Here is a 16,053-nt window from a genome sequence, read left to right as displayed (position 1 = left end):
CCATAACACCGATCAGCATTTCAGCGGGCTGCTCCGGGGCCAGTTCACATCGGCCTGCCTGCTGCCTCGCACCACCCGGCAGCTCTCTGGAAAACTCAGCCCACGCTACTACTCCCCATCAAAGCATTTCGCATATTTACTTGCGTGAGTAAAAGTATAGCAAATATTCACACAAAATTCAAGTACCAGATGTGATTTTTGTTGCCTGACATGTACATCAGCCAACACCATGGCTTTACTGCTTGGCAAAATGCAGCCTGCCATTCTCCACGCTCATGGCAACCGTATCACCCTCGCTGACATCACCCCGGATAATGGACTTGCTGAGCTCCGTTTCCACTGTGTGGCTCAAAAGGCGGCGCAGCGGGCGGGCGCCAAAATCCGCATCAAAGCCCTGGTCAGCCAAAAGCTGCAAAGCAGCATCGTCCCAGGTAAGGTGCAGCTTGATCTGCTTTTCCAGACGGCTATCCAGCTGATGCAGCAAAAGGGCGGCAATATTCTTCACCTGCTCCTTGGCCAGCCCCTTGAACACCACAATATCATCCACCCGGTTCAGGAACTCAGGACGGAAATAATCCTTCAAAATCTCCTTGACGGTCTGCTCCGCCTCACCGTACTCCTTGCTGAGAATCTCATGGGAGCCCAGGTTGGAAGTCATGATGATGACAGTATTCTTGAAGTTTACTACCCTGCCCTTGCCATCGGTGAGCCTGCCATCATCCAGAATCTGCAGCAGCACATTGAACACATCCCTATGTGCCTTCTCAATCTCATCCAGCAGGATGACGCTGTACGGACGGCGGCGCACCGCCTCGGTCAGCTGGCCGCCCTCATCGTAGCCCACATAGCCCGGAGGCGCACCAATCAGCCTTGCCACAGAGTGCTTCTCCATGTACTCGCTCATGTCGATGCGGATCATGCTGCGCTCATCATCAAAGAGCGCCTCTGCCAGTGTCTTGGCCAGCTCCGTCTTGCCCACGCCGGTAGGCCCCAAAAAGATAAAGGAACCAATCGGCCGCTCCGGTGCCTTGATACCGGCACGGGCACGGAGAATAGCCTCGCTGACCACCTTGACAGCCTCATCCTGGCCAACTACCCGCTCATGGAGCACATCCTCCAGATGCAAAAGCTTTTCCCTTTCGCCGGTGAGCATCTTGGCCACAGGAATGCCAGTCCAGCGGCTGACCACCCTGGCAATGTCTTCCTCGCCAACCTCCTCCTTCAGAAGCTGGTTATCAGAAGACTTGGCGGCAATGGCGGCTTCCTCCGCCTCCAGCTTTTTCTGCAGCTCCGGCAGCCTGCCGTATTTCAGCTCCGACAGCTTGTTCAGGTCATAGTCCCTTTCCGCGCTCTCCATCTGGCTGCGTACCGCATCCATTTCCTTCTTGATGCCGCGAACGCGGAGGATTGCCTGTTTCTCAGCCTCCCACTGCTGCTGCAGCTCCTGCTGCTGGCTTTGCAAGTTTTCCTTTTCCTTCTGGATATCAGCCAGTTTCTCCTGCCCGGCTGCATCATTTTCCTTCTGCAAGGCCTGCTCCTCGATTTCCAGCTGGAGAATCTTGCGGCGCACCTCATCCAATGGCCCCGGCATGGATTCAATCTCCGTGCGGAGCTTGGCTGCCGCCTCATCCACCAGGTCAATGGCCTTGTCCGGCAGGAAACGGTCGGAAATATAACGGTCAGACAGCACAGCTGCCGATACCAGGGCCGCATCCCGGATGCGGACGCCATGGTGCACCTCGTAACGCTCCTTCAGTCCACGGAGAATGGAAATGGTATCCTCCACGGAAGGCTCCCCTACCATGACCGGCTGGAAGCGGCGCTCTAACGCACTGTCCTTCTCGATGTACTTTCTGTACTCATTCAGGGTAGTAGCACCAATGCAGCGCAGCTCCCCCCTGGCCATCATCGGCTTCAGCAGGTTGCCTGCATCCATGGCACCATCAGTGGCACCGGCACCTACGACAGTGTGCACCTCATCAATGAACAGCAAAATCTGCCCGTCGGACTTGACCACTTCGTTGAGAACTGACTTCAGCCTTTCCTCAAACTCACCCCGATATTTGGCACCAGCCACCAGGGCACCCATATCCAGTGAAAACAGTGTCTTATTCTTCAGGGACTCCGGCACATCACCTGCCACGATACGCCGTGCCAGGCCTTCCACGATGGCGGTCTTGCCTACGCCCGGCTCACCGATCAGCACCGGGTTGTTCTTGGTGCGGCGGGACAAAATCTCAATGGTGCGGCGGATTTCATCATCCCTGCCGATAACCGGATCCAGCTTGCCCTGCCTTGCCACCTGGGTCAGATCCCTGCCGAACTTCTCCAGTGCCTTGTAGCCATCCTCGGGATTGGTTGAATTAACATTCTGCTTGCGGTTCTTCTTGATGGAAGCCATGATGCCGGATTTGCTTATGCCAAAATCCCGGCAGATGCTGCGCACCTCCTCGCCACCATCCTCGGCAATAGCCAGCAGCAGGTGCTCGGTGCTGATGTAGTCATCATGCATGGACTTTGCCAGCTGCTCGGACTTGGCCATAACACGCCCCAGCTCCACGCTCATGGTGAGCCTGTCCTGTCCCTTGACACTAGGGATTTTTCTCAGCTGCTGCTCCAGCCGCTGCTGCAGCATAGCAAGGTCAGCCCCTGCCTCCTGAAAAATAGTCTCCAAAAGCCCCTCCGGCTCCTGCACCAGTGCCAGAAGCACATGCAGGCTGCCAATCTCCTGATGATAGTGCAGTGCCGCATTCTGCTGGGCACGCTGCAATGTATTCAAAACTCTCTGAGTATATTTTTCCTGTTCCATATCTTATTCTCCACCTTTCTAATACAATCACGCCAATGCTTGATACATGATGGTTAGTTTGTCTTTTTGACTTTCTGTATCTATTATAAAACAAAAAGACAAAAAGTCAATCGCTTTTTGTCTTTTTGACTAATTATTTTCCCATTTTTTTCGGCAGGGACAATTCCACTGTAAAGGTGGTCCCCTTGCCCAATTCACTATCTACATAAATGTAGCCATGATGCACGTCAACGATATCCTTAGCAATGGCAAGCCCCAGGCCGTTACCGCCCATCTGACGGGAACGTGCCTTGTCCACCCGATAGAACCTGCCAAAAATCTTCTCCTTATCCTCCTTGGCAAGCCCGATGCCGTTATCAGCCACGCTGAACCGCAGCTTTTTCCCTCGCGGCACCTCGGCTGTCACCGTTACAGTGCCATAATTCTGAGTGTATTTGACAGCATTATCTACCAAAATGGTAATCAGCTGGCTGATTTTCTGCTCATCACCTACCCACAGGATAGACTCCGCTATATTGCCCACCAAAGCAATATCCTTCTGCTCTGCCAGAGGCTGCATGTTGCGCAGCACCTGCCGCAGGGAAGCTGACATATCGAATTCCTGCATATTGAGGCTTTCCACGTTATTGTCGCTGCGGGCAATAATGAGCAAATCACCTACCAGCTTGCTCATCTTCTTGACCTCGTCCTTTACGTCGTCAAGCACCTGCCGCAAAAAAGGCGACTGCACCGCCGGGTCATTGCTGAGAAGGTCAGCCGATGCCATAACTACGCTGAGAGGCGTGCGCAGCTCATGGGAAGCATCTGCCGTAAACTGCTTCTGCCGGTCATAGGCAGCCTGCATAGGTGCCATGACACAGCCGGCAATATAATAGCCTGCCATGGCAGCCAGCACCAGGGCCACCAGGGCTACAATCCCCAGAAAATAGGAAAACTTCGTCAGCCCCTTGTACAGGGCATTAATGTCCTTGCCAAGATAGACTACGCCCACGTTCTGGCCGTTAATCTTCACATAAGCGGCAGTCATCATGATTACCTTGTCAGGATTGCCCTCATGCTCAAAGACAGCCACATCAGAAAAGGGCACATTCCCGTGCCTGATCAGCTCCAGCACCTCATCCTCCAGCCGCTGGGGAGCCCTGGAAAAATGGCGCAGCTCCCCCGTATTGTCATAGGCATAGAAAAACATCCTCTCCCGATAGCCCAGGTCATCAGGAAAGAAATTGGATTGCATCATCAGTGCCTCGCCTGAAGCCACATCCTGCACGGTACTGGACAATTCCCGTGCCTGCTCGGAGCTTACCGCCCAGATCATCCCCCGATAGCTCAGAACAATCAAAAGGGCAAAGAGCAAAAACATCAGGGTGGTATAAGCCACTGTCAGCCTCAGGCGGCTCCTGTAGAAAATATTGGTCAGCTTATGCTTATTTAATTTCCAGTTTATAGCCAACACCCCGAATCGTGCTTATAATCATCTGGCCGTCAGCCGACTCCAGCTTCTTCCTTAAAAGCTTTACATAGGAATCGATATTGTTGGAGCTTACCTCTGACTCAAGTCCCCAGATTCTATCCAGAATAATATCCCGTGGCACCACGATTCCCATATTTTGCACCAGCAGGTCAAAAATCTGGAATTCACGAGGGGAAAGCTGTATCACCTGCTCCCCCTTTTCCAATACCTTTGATGTCCTGTCCAAGGTAAAATCCCCCAAGTCCATCATATCCTGCTGGATTTTCTGGCTGCTGCGCCTTCCCAGGGCACGCAGGCGCGCCATCAGCTCCGCAAACTCAAAGGGCTTTACCAGATAATCGTCAGCCCCGGCATCCAGCCCCGTCACCCTGTCCTCTATGGAATCACGGGCTGTCAGCAGCAGGATTGCCCTCTGATAGCCATCACTGCGCAGCTTTTTGCAGGCATCCACCCCGGACATCTTCGGCATCATCCAGTCCAGCACCAGCACATCATAGTCCTCATACATGGCATAATCATAAATCATATCGCCAGTAGTAACCCACTCGGTAGAAATGCCATTCTGCTCCAGCATGTACTTTATCAGCTTGCCCAGCTTCATATCATCCTCTGCCAGCAAAACATGCATAATATCAACCTCCACACATACTTAGCTAGTTTCATTCTACTAGTGTTGGGTGAAAATTCCATGTAAATGGTAAATTTCAGTTTGTCGTAGTGCCGGTTTGTTACTTCGTGCACATACTGACTAAAATGGTTTGATAGTTCGTGGACTCTGTTCAGACATTATTAAAAGGACAGGTAGCGGCAGTACCCATAGAAAACTCGCTCTCGCTCTTAGCACAGCCTCGCGCTTCTAAGCTCCTGCATCGCTTACGCTCGCACTTGCTAAGAAGCGAGGCTGCACTCAAGGTTTTCTTTGGGTACATGCCGCACCTGTCCCTCTTTGTGTCTGAACAGATATGCACATAATAATCCAACTGCATTCAATTAGTATGCAACTGTAGCAACTAATTCTGACTTTACGAGCAAGCCTGAAAAGGGGGAGCCGGGAGGCTGACGAAACTTGCAATTGCCAACCGTTGCATAACGTATAGTGCAAGTAAACAATTCTTCAGCCCAACTGTATAAGTTGCATGGGATAAACTGCTACCCTTAGCATAAGAATATAGTGACATGTAAACAAGCCTGTTTATAAGAGCAGGTTGCCTTGCATAGTAGTTGGCAGTATCAAGTCTCGTCAGCTCCCAGCCCCCCCTATTTCAGGCTTATTCGTAAAGCTGTATAGGGCACTATGGTAACAAATAATGTATGTGGTTCTGTCATTTTGTTTATATCTGTTCAGACAAAGAAAGGGATGAGTGAGGACAGTACCCATAGAAAACCTTTGTTGTACCTCGGTGCTTAGCGGGTGATATGCCGGTGGCATATCACCCAGCACAAGACAGCTGCGAAGCGTTGTCTTGTGCTGCGACTTTGCGAGCCGTAGGCGAAGCGTGAGTTTAGCATCCGCTAGGTACAACTAGGAGCGCGAGCGTGTTTTCTATGGGTAGCTGTCCCGCTCAGCCCATTTTTAATCTGAACAGAGTGCACAAACCCACAAAATTCATCCGTTAATGTTCCAGAAGTCTCGTACTTTCACGACGATAAACTGAAATTTATCTATTTATGCTGTCGCGCAAGATAACGTCATGGGAGCCGCCCTCTACGATACTGGTAGAGGACACCAGGGTAAGCCGTGCCTTCTCCTGCAGCTCCGGAATGCTCAGGGCACCGCAGTTGCACATGGTAGAACGGATCTTGCTCAGGGTAATGCCTACATTGTCCTTCAGGCTGCCGGCATAAGGCACATAGGAGTCAACGCCCTCCTCGAAGGACAGCTTCTTGGCACCGCCCAGGTCGTAACGCTGCCAGTTGCGGGCACGATTGGAGCCCTCGCCCCAATACTCCTTGTAGTAGGTGCCATTAATCTTCACAACATCCGTCGGGCTCTCATCGAAGCGGGAGAAATACCTTCCCAGCATCATGAAGTCCGCACCCATAGCCAGTGCCAAAGTCATGTGATAATCATGCACAATACCGCCATCGGAGCATACCGGAATATAAATGCCGGTAGCCTCATAATACTCATCACGGGCTGCGCACACATCAATCAGGGCAGTAGCCTGACCGCGGCCGATACCCTTGGTCTCACGGGTAATGCAGATGGAACCGCCGCCGATACCAACCTTGATAAAGTCAGCGCCTGCCTTGGCAAGGAACATAAAGCCTTCACGGTCAACTACATTGCCGGCACCAACCTTCACATCCTCGCCGAAATTCTCGTGGATGTACTTCAGGGTGATGCGCTGCCACTCGGAGAAGCCCTCGGAGGAGTCAATGCACAGCACATCGGCACCGGCCTTCAAAAGGGCAGGCACGCGCTCTGCATAGTCACGGGTATTGATACCGGCACCTACGATGTAACGCTTCTTCTCGTCAATCAGCTCCAGCTCGTTTTCCTTATTGTCAGTATAATCCTTGCGGAATACCATGTAGCGGAGGCGCTGGTTCTCATCAATCAGCGGCAGCATGTTCAGCTTGTTGTCCCAGATGATGTCGTTGGCCTCGGACAAGGTAGTATCTGCACTGGCATAGACCAGCTTCTCAAAAGGAGTCATGAATTCCTTGGCAGGAGTATCAGGGCTCATGCGGGTAACCCGGTAGTCACGGCTGGTAACGATGCCCAGCAGCTTGCCGGTAGGGGTACCGTCCTCGGTTACTGCCATAGTGGAATGGCCGGTCTTTTCCTTCAGTGCCAAAATCTCTGCAATCGTAGTCTCAGGGGTGATATTGGAATCACTGTCCACGAAGCCGGACTTGAAATTCTTTGCCCTTGCCACCATAGCAGCTTCTTCCTCAATAGTCTGGGAACCATAGATAAAGGAAACGCCGCCCTCACGCGCCAATGCCACTGCCATGCGGTCATCAGATACAGACTGCATGATAGCGGAGGTCATCGGAATGTTCATGGAAATCTTCGGTTCCTCACCCTTCTTGAACTTTACCAATGGAGTCTTCAAGGAAACATTCGCCGGAATGCACTGATCCGAAGAATAACCAGGTACCAGCAGGTACTCGCCAAAGGTATGAGATGGTTCACTGAAATAGAATGCCAACTTAATCCCTACTTTCTGTAAAATATTTAACTAATGCCCGACATACATCAGGCTCCTTTAACCGAATTATATCCGCAGATATTGTTACTATACTAGTACAAACTCTGTCACTTGTCAATTTTTTTCTGCAAAAAAGAACAGTCCCCGGAAAGCCATCAGCCTCACAGGGACTGTTATATTTTATGGTAAATTACTCAACAGTAACGGACTTGGCAAGGTTTCTAGGCTTGTCCACATCACAGCCACGGGTAAGTGCGGTGTAATAAGCCAGCAGCTGCAGCGGCAGCACAGTCAGCAGCGGAATCAGCAGCTCATCCGTCTCCGGCACAAAGATAACATGGTCGGTATACTTGTGCAGCTCTGTATCCCCCTTGGCGGCAACACCGATAACCACTGCATCACGGGCCTTTACTTCCTTAATATTGCTCAAGGTCTTCTCGTAGACGCTTCTCTGGGTAGCCAGTGCCACCACAGGAATGCCGCGGGTAATCAGTGCCAGGGTGCCGTGCTTCAGCTCCCCTGCCGCATAAGCCTCCGCATGGATATAGGAAATCTCCTTCAGCTTCAGGGAACCTTCAAGAGCTACATGATAGTCAAGGGCACGCCCCAGGAAGAACACATCATCATTGTAGCCATACTGCTGGGCAAAAGCCTTGATCGGATCCACATCCTCAAGGGTTTCACTGATCTGGGCAGGAATATTCCGCAGCTTGCCCAAAAGCTCCCTCATGCGGCTATCCTCTACAGTGCCCCGGAGGCCTGCCATATAAGCTCCTAGCAGGAACATAACAATCAGCTGGGTAGTATATGCCTTGGTGGAAGCCACGGCAATCTCAGGGCCCGCCCAGGTATAAACAACCTGATCTGCCTCACGGGCAATAGAGGAGCCTACCACATTGGTAACGGCCATAGTCTTGGAGCCGAGACGCTTTGCTTCTTTCAAAGCAGCCAGGGTATCGATAGTCTCGCCGGACTGGCTGACTACGATAGTCAGGGTATTGTCATCAATAATCGGCTTCCTGTAACGGAACTCAGAGGCAATATCCACCTCAACCGGCACCCTTGCCAAATTTTCAATATAGTACTTGCCCACCAGGCCTGCATGATAAGCAGTACCGCAAGCAATAATAAACACCTTGGAGAAGGAATTTACATATTCCGCTGTCCACTTCAGCTCGTCCAGGATAACAGCACTGTCATCCTTGGCAATACGGCCGGACAGGGTATCACGGACAGCCTTCGGCTGCTCATGAATTTCCTTCAGCATGAAATGCTCATAACCGCCCTTCTCGGCAGCCTCGGCATTCCAGTTCACCTCAAATACCTTCTTGGTAATAGGCTCGCCCCGGCGGTTGGTAATCCAGACGGAATCCTTCTTCACCACAGCCACCTCGCCATCATTGATGATATAGGTACGACGGGTACGGGCAATAATAGCAGGAATATCGGAAGCGATGAAGTTCTCCCCTTCACCCAGGCCGATAACCAGCGGATTATCCTGCTTGGTGCAGATCAGGGTATCCGGATCTGCCTTGGACATGAACACGATGGAGTAGGAGCCCTCAATGCGGCGCAGCACCTTGCGGACAGCTGCCTCGAAGTCACCCTCATAATAGGTCTCCAGAAGGTGAGGCAGCACCTCGGTATCCGTCTCAGACTTGAATACATGGCCTGCCTCAATCAATTCTTCCTTCAAGGCAAGATAATTCTCAATAATGCCGTTGTGCACCACGGCAAAATCACCGGTGCAGTCAGTATGCGGATGAGAATTCAGGTCGGAAGGGCCGCCATGGGTTGCCCAGCGGGTATGGCCGATACCCATGCAGCCCACAGGCACGTTGCTATCAATCTTCTTCTCCAGCTCTGCCAGGCGGCCAACGCTCTTTTCCACGCGGATGGCATCAGACTCCCCATTGTATACGGCAATACCGGCGGAATCATAGCCACGGTACTCCAGCTTGGTCAATCCCTCAATCAAAAACCTTGCCGCCTGCTTGTCGCCTACATAACCAACAATACCACACATAAATAAAACCTCCAAATCTGCTGCCGTGACAGCCCAAAATCCACTCCGCCATCAGGCAGCCTGCCTGAAGTCCTGACCTGCCCGTGCCCGCTGCTTTGTACCCCCGGTCGCCCGGGGGCTTTGACAGCTGCTGACGATGGGGCATCCCACCGGGAGGCATCCGCTGATATATCGACAACCTCCATCCTCGTCATCTTGCGCCCCTGCACATCCGTCAGGCACAAGACCATGCGCTAAACCCGTACATGAACCAGCCTCAAAAGCCACACACATACAAGCCTTTTCCCGGCTGCCGCAGCCATCGCCCAGGACCAAGCGAAAACTGCACATAACAGCCAGCTTCCATTATTCTAGTCTATAACATGGGTTTAGTCAATAAAATTTTCTCAAAGCCAGGCACTATCCCTTAGTGCCAAAATTCAAACAACAAAAAGGGTGCCCCATCCAGCTTCAGGGATAGGACACCTCTTTCAAATACTGTGCATATAGCAACGGCTGCTGACCTTATGACTCAGGCAGCCCTGCGCCGTCAGCATACGCCCCAGGGCATATTACATCATGCCAGGCATGCCGCCCATGGCCGGAGCAGCAGGAGCTGCACCCTCAGGAGCAGGCTTGTCAGCAACCAGAGTCTCAGTGGTGAGAACCATAGCTGCAATGCTGGCTGCATTCTGCAGGGCGGAACGGGTAACCTTGGCAGGGTCAACGATACCTGCCTCAATCATGTTCACATACTCATCCTTGGCTGCATCATAGCCAACGCCGATACCTGCATTCTTAACCTCGGCAACAACCACGGAGCCTTCCTTGCCTGCATTGCTGGCAATCTGGCGAACAGGCTCCTCGATAGCACGGCGTACAATGTTGATACCGGTCTTTACGTCGCCCTCTGCCTCCAGCTTGTCAAGAGCAGGGAGAATGTCGATAAAGGTAGTACCGCCACCGGCCACAATACCTTCCTCAACAGCAGCACGGGTAGCGTTCAGGGCATCCTCTACGCGATACTTCTTGTCCTTCATCTCTACCTCGGTAGCAGCACCGATTTCGATAACAGCTACGCCGCCGGACAGCTTGGCAAGACGCTCCTGCAGCTTCTCCTTGTCAAAGTCGGAGGTGGTGTCAGCAATCTGCTTCTTGATCATCTCAACACGGGCAGCGATAGCATCCTTGTCGCCCATGCCGTCAACAATAGTGGTATTCTCCTTGGAGGAATGTACCTGACGGGCACGGCCCAGATCCTCGATGGTTACGCTGTCCAGCTTGCGGCCAACTTCCTCGGAAATAACCTGGCCGCCGGTGAGGATAGCAATATCCTCCAGCATAGCCTTGCGGCGGTCGCCAAAGCCAGGAGCCTTGACAGCCAGAGCCTTGAAGGTACCGCGGAGCTTGTTTACAACGATGGTAGCCAGAGCCTCGCCGTCCAGATCCTCGGCAATGATTACCAGCTCCTTGCCCATCTTGACAACCTGCTCCAGGATTGGCAGGATTTCGTTGATGGTGGAAATCTTCTTGTCGGTAATCAGGATGTATGGATTATCCATAACGGCTTCCATCTTGTCGGTATCAGTTACCATGTAAGGGGAGATATAGCCGCGGTCAAACTGCATGCCCTCTACTACGGACAGGCTGGTCTCCATGCCCTTGGACTCCTCAACGGTGATAACGCCTTCCTTGCCAACCTTCTCCATGGCATCAGCAATGTAATGGCCGATTTCCTCATCAGCGGAAGAAATAGTGGCAACCTGGGCAATCTCGGACTTGCTGTTTACGGACTTGGATACGGACTTGATTTCCTCTACCAAGGTCTTTACGGCAGTCTCGATGCCCTTCTTCAGTACCATCGGGTTGGCACCGGCAGCTACGTTCCTCATGCCCTCATGAATCATAGCCTGTGCCAAAAGGGTTGCAGTAGTAGTACCGTCACCAGCAATGTCGTTGGTCTTGGTAGCAACCTCGCGCACCAGCTGTGCGCCCATGTTCTCAAACGGATCCTCCAGCTCAATATCCCGGGCGATAGTAACGCCGTCATTGGTAATGGTAGGAGCACCGAATTTCTTGTCCAGAACCACGTTGCGGCCCTTTGGACCAAGAGTAACCTTTACTGCGTTTGCCAATGCATCAACGCCCTTGCCCAGTGCACGGCGTGCTTCTTCATCAAATAAAATCTGCTTTGCCATTTAGAATTACCTCCAATGTATAGATGTGCAGCTTTTTTGCTATGCTCAGCTGCTTTTAATTACAAAACCAATTGGCTTGATTACTCGGCTACAGCCAGGATGTCGCTCTGACGAACTACCAGATAGTCCTTGCCCTCAACCTTGACCTCGGTACCTGCGTACTTGGAGTAGATTACCGCATCGCCAACCTTCACGTCCATAGGCACGCGATTGCCATCCTTGTACTCGCCAGGGCCTACTGCAACGACAACGCCCTTCATAGGCTTCTCCTTGGCAGTGTCAGCCAGGATAATGCCGCTGGCAGTCTTGGTCTCTGCCTCTGCAACCTCAATCACAACTCTGTCACCCAATGGTCTAATCATATTTATCTGCCTCCTAAAAAATTTAGATGGATTTAAACTTTTTTGTTGTTAGCACTCTTTTTTGCTGAGTGCTAACTGCAAGTATTATAATAAAACCTTTTCGTCAAAAAGTCAATAAGTCAAGAGAAAATTTTTCAGTTTGTCGTAGTGGTAGATTGTTACTTCGTGCATATAATGACGTAGCTTGTTAGTTCGTGGATTCTGTTCAGACATTTAAAATGGACAGGTAGCGGCAGTACCCATAGAAAACTCGCTCTCGCTCTTAGCACAGCCTCGCGCTTCTAAGCTCCTGCATCGCTTACGCTCGCACTCGCTAAGAAGCGAGGCTGCACTCAAGGTTTTCTTTGGGTACATGCCGCACCTGTCCCTTCTTATATCTGAACAGATATGCACGTAGTCATCAACTATACTCTGCTGTACGCTACCAAGGTAATCAATCTAACTTTACGAAAAAGCTGAAAAGAGGAAGCCGGGAAGCTGGCGAAGCCTGCTGCTGCCAGCCGCTGCATAAACGTATAGTGTTTCACAGCGATACAATGTCCTTTGGGTAAAATTATTTGATTTTTGCGTATAGACTCATATCTATTACCGTGCCATTTTTCACAGCATTGCTCCGAAGTATTCCTTCCATCTGAAAGCCGGCCTTTTCCAGCCCCCTGCAAGAAGCCATATTATACGCAAATGGCTCCGCAAAAATCCTGACAACATCCGAATGTGCAAAGATATACTCGCAGGCCTTTTTTACCGCACAGGTTCCTATCCCCTGTCCCCAATAGGGCTCACCGATATAATATCCCATCTCAGCCGTTCTAAAATGAATATTTTCACCTCGAAATGCACCAATATTGCCCACAACCCTGTCATCAGCAACTATCGCAAAAGAAAAATTCCTGGCATTATCAGCCGAAAGCATCATGGCAATATATTCCCTTGCATCCCCTTCAGTATATGGATACGGCAAACCATCACGCAATTTATCAAGCACGTGCCTGTTATTCAAAATTTCCGCCAAATAAGGTGCATCCTCCAGCTTCCACGCCCGCAATTTGCATTCCATCAAGACGCTCCCCTTCATCATCAAAACTATTTTCTAAACACAAACAGGTACTCATGGGCAATCAACAAAAAATTATATTTTACGCTATTTGTTTTCCAATAACCTGTTGCCCGGCAATTATGCTGTTCTTTGATAATCAATTCCTTCAAGGTAAAACCAGCTTTTTGGAAAACTTTCATTACGTCAAAAGACATAGGTATCATGCAGCCTTTTTTCCTTGTATCCCCCATCAGGATTGCACAAAACTTATTGCTCTTGAGAACTCTATAACTTTCTGCCGCCACCTTTTCCATTTCTACGAGAAAGTCTTTTACATTACACCTAGACAAATCATTGTCCAAATCGTCACTATACTTAATAATATCTGCATAAGGCGGATGAGTGCAGATAAAATCTATTTTTTCATCAGGAATAAAATCCAGATTTCTGGCATCACCCTTGTATAGATATACTTTACCGTTCGCGCCATCATGTTTAAAGTCTATTTTCTCCCTGCATCTATTTAGAGCTATATCATTGACATCTACACCAATAATATTTCTATTCAGCAACTTCGCTTCCACCAAAGTTGTTCCACCGCCAGCAAACTGATCCAATACTAGTTCCCCAGCCTTAGAGTAACGAAGTAATAAATTCCGTGGAATATATGGTGACCAATTACCACGCCACTTTGCATCATGGGTGGCCCAATCCCCTCGCTTAGGAAAAGACCAATGGGTTGTCATTTCCATCTCAAAGTTATCTGGTTCCCACTTAGTTATTTTTTTGCTCATCGAAATATCTCCGCCATAATTCCATCTTCCATATCCTTTATATTATAAACATGGTCAAGTACATCAAATGTTTCTTCCAGGTTATGCCGGGCACTATTCCAGCCCTTGCCATCCGTAAACCAAACAAAAGTAAATCCATCAATATCTTTTGATTCCAATGCCAGTGTCTTATAACTGCGAGCGGTTTCATTCAGCTTGCTGCCACCACCAGTATAAAAATTGGTTTCTATGCCATAAACGCCATTCTCTGTACGCACAACGTAATCAAAGCGTTTCTCAGTTTTTCCCTGATTGGAAATAGCTGATAAGTCCAAACCCCACTTTTGCGTTATTTCATGGATATACATCTCCTTAAAGTAGGTGCTATTCAATTTGAAGCCTGCCTTCTGAATATATTTTTCCACTAGATTTTCCATCAAATGTCCGCCCCTATTTTTGCGCCCATTTGAGTCCAGACCTGTTTCCACCCCAGTTACATAATCAAGCAAATTACCAATAATTCTTTTAGAAAGCAATTCAAACAAACCTGTCTTCTGCATAAAATAAGCGTACTGATCGGCAGATAATATGTCTTTTGCATTTCTATAAGACGTAAATCTGTACAGAAAGCTGCCATTCTCATCCTGGCAAAATATTTCCTTATCCCGTACAGCCAATAGAATTGGAATACATTTCAAAACTTCAGGATATTTTTTTATAATATGCAAAAAATCTTTCTCTATACATTTTGAACCAATCAACGAATTTAAAATATTAAGTTCTATTTTTATGGTATCTACATTATGATAAACTTTATCATAATTCACATAATAATCATAGGTTGCAATGCTCTCACGAAAACTGTTCAACCATTCATCAAATTTCCTTTTCACCACGATTATCCCCCTAAAAATTTGATATTAATAGCTCTGTTACACGCCCACGCTTGCTTCCCTTGCTATTTATCATGCGGTTCGCGCCTATTCTTTTAATATTGTACCCTTCATATAGTTCATCAAAAAAACTGTCATCCGAATCTACATTCCTGGGATCAGAATTACTCAGCACAAATAAAGCACCTCTGTCATCCACTTCCGTTACAAACTCAGCCAATTCTCTTTGATCCTCATCATTAAAACTTCCCTCTGTATATGACGTAAAACTAGCAGTAGGCGTAAGAGGTCGATACGGTGGATCGAAATATACAAAAGTTTCTGCATCAACAAAAGACAGACACTGCTTATAACTTCCACATTCAATCTTGACCTGGCGTAACTTTTCCGAAATCAACAAAATATTTTTTTCATCACAAATTAAAGGATTTTTATACTTTCCCATGGGAACATTGTACAAACCTTTTTTGTTAACCCTATACAAACCATTAAAGCAAGTTTTATTCAAAAATATCATCAACGCAGCCAGTTCTATCCTGCTACCTTCAGAAAATTTTCCTTTTAATTCATTAAATCTTTCACGTTTACTAGAAAAATACTCTTTCCTACCATCGTGAGCTAAAGGAATAAATTCTTCCTGATATTTATAAAGCACATCCAGCAACTCATGTGCATTATTTTTTACGACATGATAAGCATTCATTAGCTCACCATTTATGTCATTTATATAAACCTGATCCAGCTCATACCGATTTAAAATATCAAACAGAACTGCTCCGCCACCCACAAATGGTTCTGCATATTTTTTTAGGGTTGCATCTTCAAAGGGATACAAAGCACTTATATCCTTTAATAACTGCCCCTTGCCACCAGCCCATTTCAAAAACGGTTTTCCGATATTATCATCCTTCACCATACATCGTACTTTCATTGCATCGGCAGGCTTATCTGCACTTGCAGGAATTATCCACATATTGCCAACCATAGTGGCATAAGGTATACGACTTTCAGCACACAAAAATGCCACCTGTCTCTGAGAAATTCCCCATTTATTCGCTGCATCACGAGCTGAAATATACTCCAAAAATATCACTCACATTCTATACAATCAAAAAATTATGTATCTATTATATTCTAAAACGCTAATAATATCTATACAAATTAAAATTTCAGTTTGTCGTAGTGCCGGTTTGTTACTTCGTGCACATACTGATAACGTAATTTGATACTTCGTGGACTCTGTTCAGACATTATAAAGGGACAGGTAGCGGCAGTACCCATAGAAAACTCGCTCTCGCTCTTAGCACAGCCTCGCGCTTCTAAGCTCCTGCATCGCTTACGCTCGCAC

General features: G+C 48.7%; 11 protein-coding genes and 1 other annotated feature (1 of these 12 only partly in view). All 11 genes read right to left on the bottom strand.

Annotated features, from left to right (window positions below):
• Positions 1-131, bottom strand: a binding site (T-box leader) (it extends 151 nt beyond the left edge of the window).
• A 104-nt stretch (positions 132-235) separates the two neighbouring features.
• The gene (gene clpB, locus FYJ84_RS10640; RefSeq protein WP_154407593.1) at positions 236-2,809 is read right to left on the bottom strand and encodes an ATP-dependent chaperone ClpB; all 2,574 of its coding nucleotides are present in this window, start codon (positions 2,807-2,809) and stop codon (positions 236-238) included.
• A 133-nt stretch (positions 2,810-2,942) separates the two neighbouring features.
• Entirely contained in the window at positions 2,943-4,259 is a 1,317-nt protein-coding gene (locus FYJ84_RS10635) for a sensor histidine kinase (RefSeq protein WP_235901432.1), read from the bottom strand.
• On the bottom strand, positions 4,234-4,908 hold the full coding sequence (locus FYJ84_RS10630; RefSeq protein ID WP_154407592.1) for a response regulator transcription factor: 675 nt from the start codon (positions 4,906-4,908) through the stop codon (positions 4,234-4,236). Before FYJ84_RS10630 ends, FYJ84_RS10635 begins: the two co-directional genes overlap by 26 nt.
• A 1,030-nt stretch (positions 4,909-5,938) precedes the next feature.
• On the bottom strand, positions 5,939-7,438 hold the full coding sequence (locus tag FYJ84_RS10625; protein WP_154407591.1) for an IMP dehydrogenase: 1,500 nt from the start codon (positions 7,436-7,438) through the stop codon (positions 5,939-5,941).
• Positions 7,439-7,628: 190 nt separating this feature from the next.
• Entirely contained in the window at positions 7,629-9,464 is a 1,836-nt protein-coding gene (gene glmS, locus FYJ84_RS10620; RefSeq protein ID WP_154407590.1) for a glutamine--fructose-6-phosphate transaminase (isomerizing), read from the bottom strand.
• Between the two features lie 551 nt (positions 9,465-10,015).
• Positions 10,016-11,641 (bottom strand): chaperonin GroEL, encoded by a 1,626-nt coding sequence (gene groL / locus FYJ84_RS10610; RefSeq protein WP_154407588.1) that lies wholly within the window; start codon positions 11,639-11,641, stop codon positions 10,016-10,018.
• 80 nt (positions 11,642-11,721) lie between these two features.
• Complete coding sequence (gene groES / locus FYJ84_RS10605) at positions 11,722-12,003, bottom strand: co-chaperone GroES (RefSeq protein WP_154407587.1); 282 nt, start codon at positions 12,001-12,003, stop codon at positions 11,722-11,724.
• A gap of 553 nt (positions 12,004-12,556) precedes the next feature.
• A complete protein-coding gene (locus tag FYJ84_RS10600; RefSeq protein ID WP_154407586.1) occupies positions 12,557-13,060 on the bottom strand; it encodes a GNAT family N-acetyltransferase in 504 nt (167 codons plus the stop codon).
• Positions 13,061-13,086: 26 nt separating this feature from the next.
• Positions 13,087-13,833, bottom strand: a complete 747-nt coding sequence (locus FYJ84_RS10595; protein WP_154407585.1) for a TRM11 family SAM-dependent methyltransferase — start codon at positions 13,831-13,833, stop codon at positions 13,087-13,089.
• The gene (locus FYJ84_RS10590; protein WP_328596380.1) at positions 13,830-14,705 is read right to left on the bottom strand and encodes a type II restriction endonuclease; all 876 of its coding nucleotides are present in this window, start codon (positions 14,703-14,705) and stop codon (positions 13,830-13,832) included. The genes FYJ84_RS10595 and FYJ84_RS10590 overlap by 4 nt, the downstream gene beginning before the upstream one ends.
• A 13-nt stretch (positions 14,706-14,718) precedes the next feature.
• Entirely contained in the window at positions 14,719-15,798 is a 1,080-nt protein-coding gene (locus FYJ84_RS10585; protein ID WP_328596379.1) for a DNA adenine methylase, read from the bottom strand.
• Positions 15,799-16,053 lie beyond the last annotated feature (255 nt).

Origin of the sequence: Anaerovibrio slackiae, from assembly GCF_009695585.1 — a bacterium.
Lineage (GTDB): Bacteria > Bacillota > Negativicutes > Selenomonadales > Selenomonadaceae > Anaerovibrio > Anaerovibrio slackiae.
The sequence above is the reverse complement of the archived record's forward strand: the minus strand, read 5'-3'. Positions and strand labels throughout refer to the sequence as shown.

Excerpts from the sequence above, each read along its gene's own strand:
- clpB (WP_154407593.1), bottom strand. The coding sequence starts at position 2,809 with ATGGAACAGGAAAAATATACTCAGAGAGTTTTGAATACATTGCAGCGT.
- FYJ84_RS10630 (WP_154407592.1), bottom strand. The coding sequence starts at position 4,908 with ATGCATGTTTTGCTGGCAGAGGATGATATGAAGCTGGGCAAGCTGATA.
- glmS (WP_154407590.1), bottom strand. The coding sequence starts at position 9,464 with ATGTGTGGTATTGTTGGTTATGTAGGCGACAAGCAGGCGGCAAGGTTT.
- groL (WP_154407588.1), bottom strand. The coding sequence starts at position 11,641 with ATGGCAAAGCAGATTTTATTTGATGAAGAAGCACGCCGTGCACTGGGC.
- groES (WP_154407587.1), bottom strand. The coding sequence starts at position 12,003 with ATGATTAGACCATTGGGTGACAGAGTTGTGATTGAGGTTGCAGAGGCA.
- FYJ84_RS10600 (WP_154407586.1), bottom strand. The coding sequence starts at position 13,060 with ATGGAATGCAAATTGCGGGCGTGGAAGCTGGAGGATGCACCTTATTTG.
- FYJ84_RS10595 (WP_154407585.1), bottom strand. The coding sequence starts at position 13,833 with ATGAGCAAAAAAATAACTAAGTGGGAACCAGATAACTTTGAGATGGAA.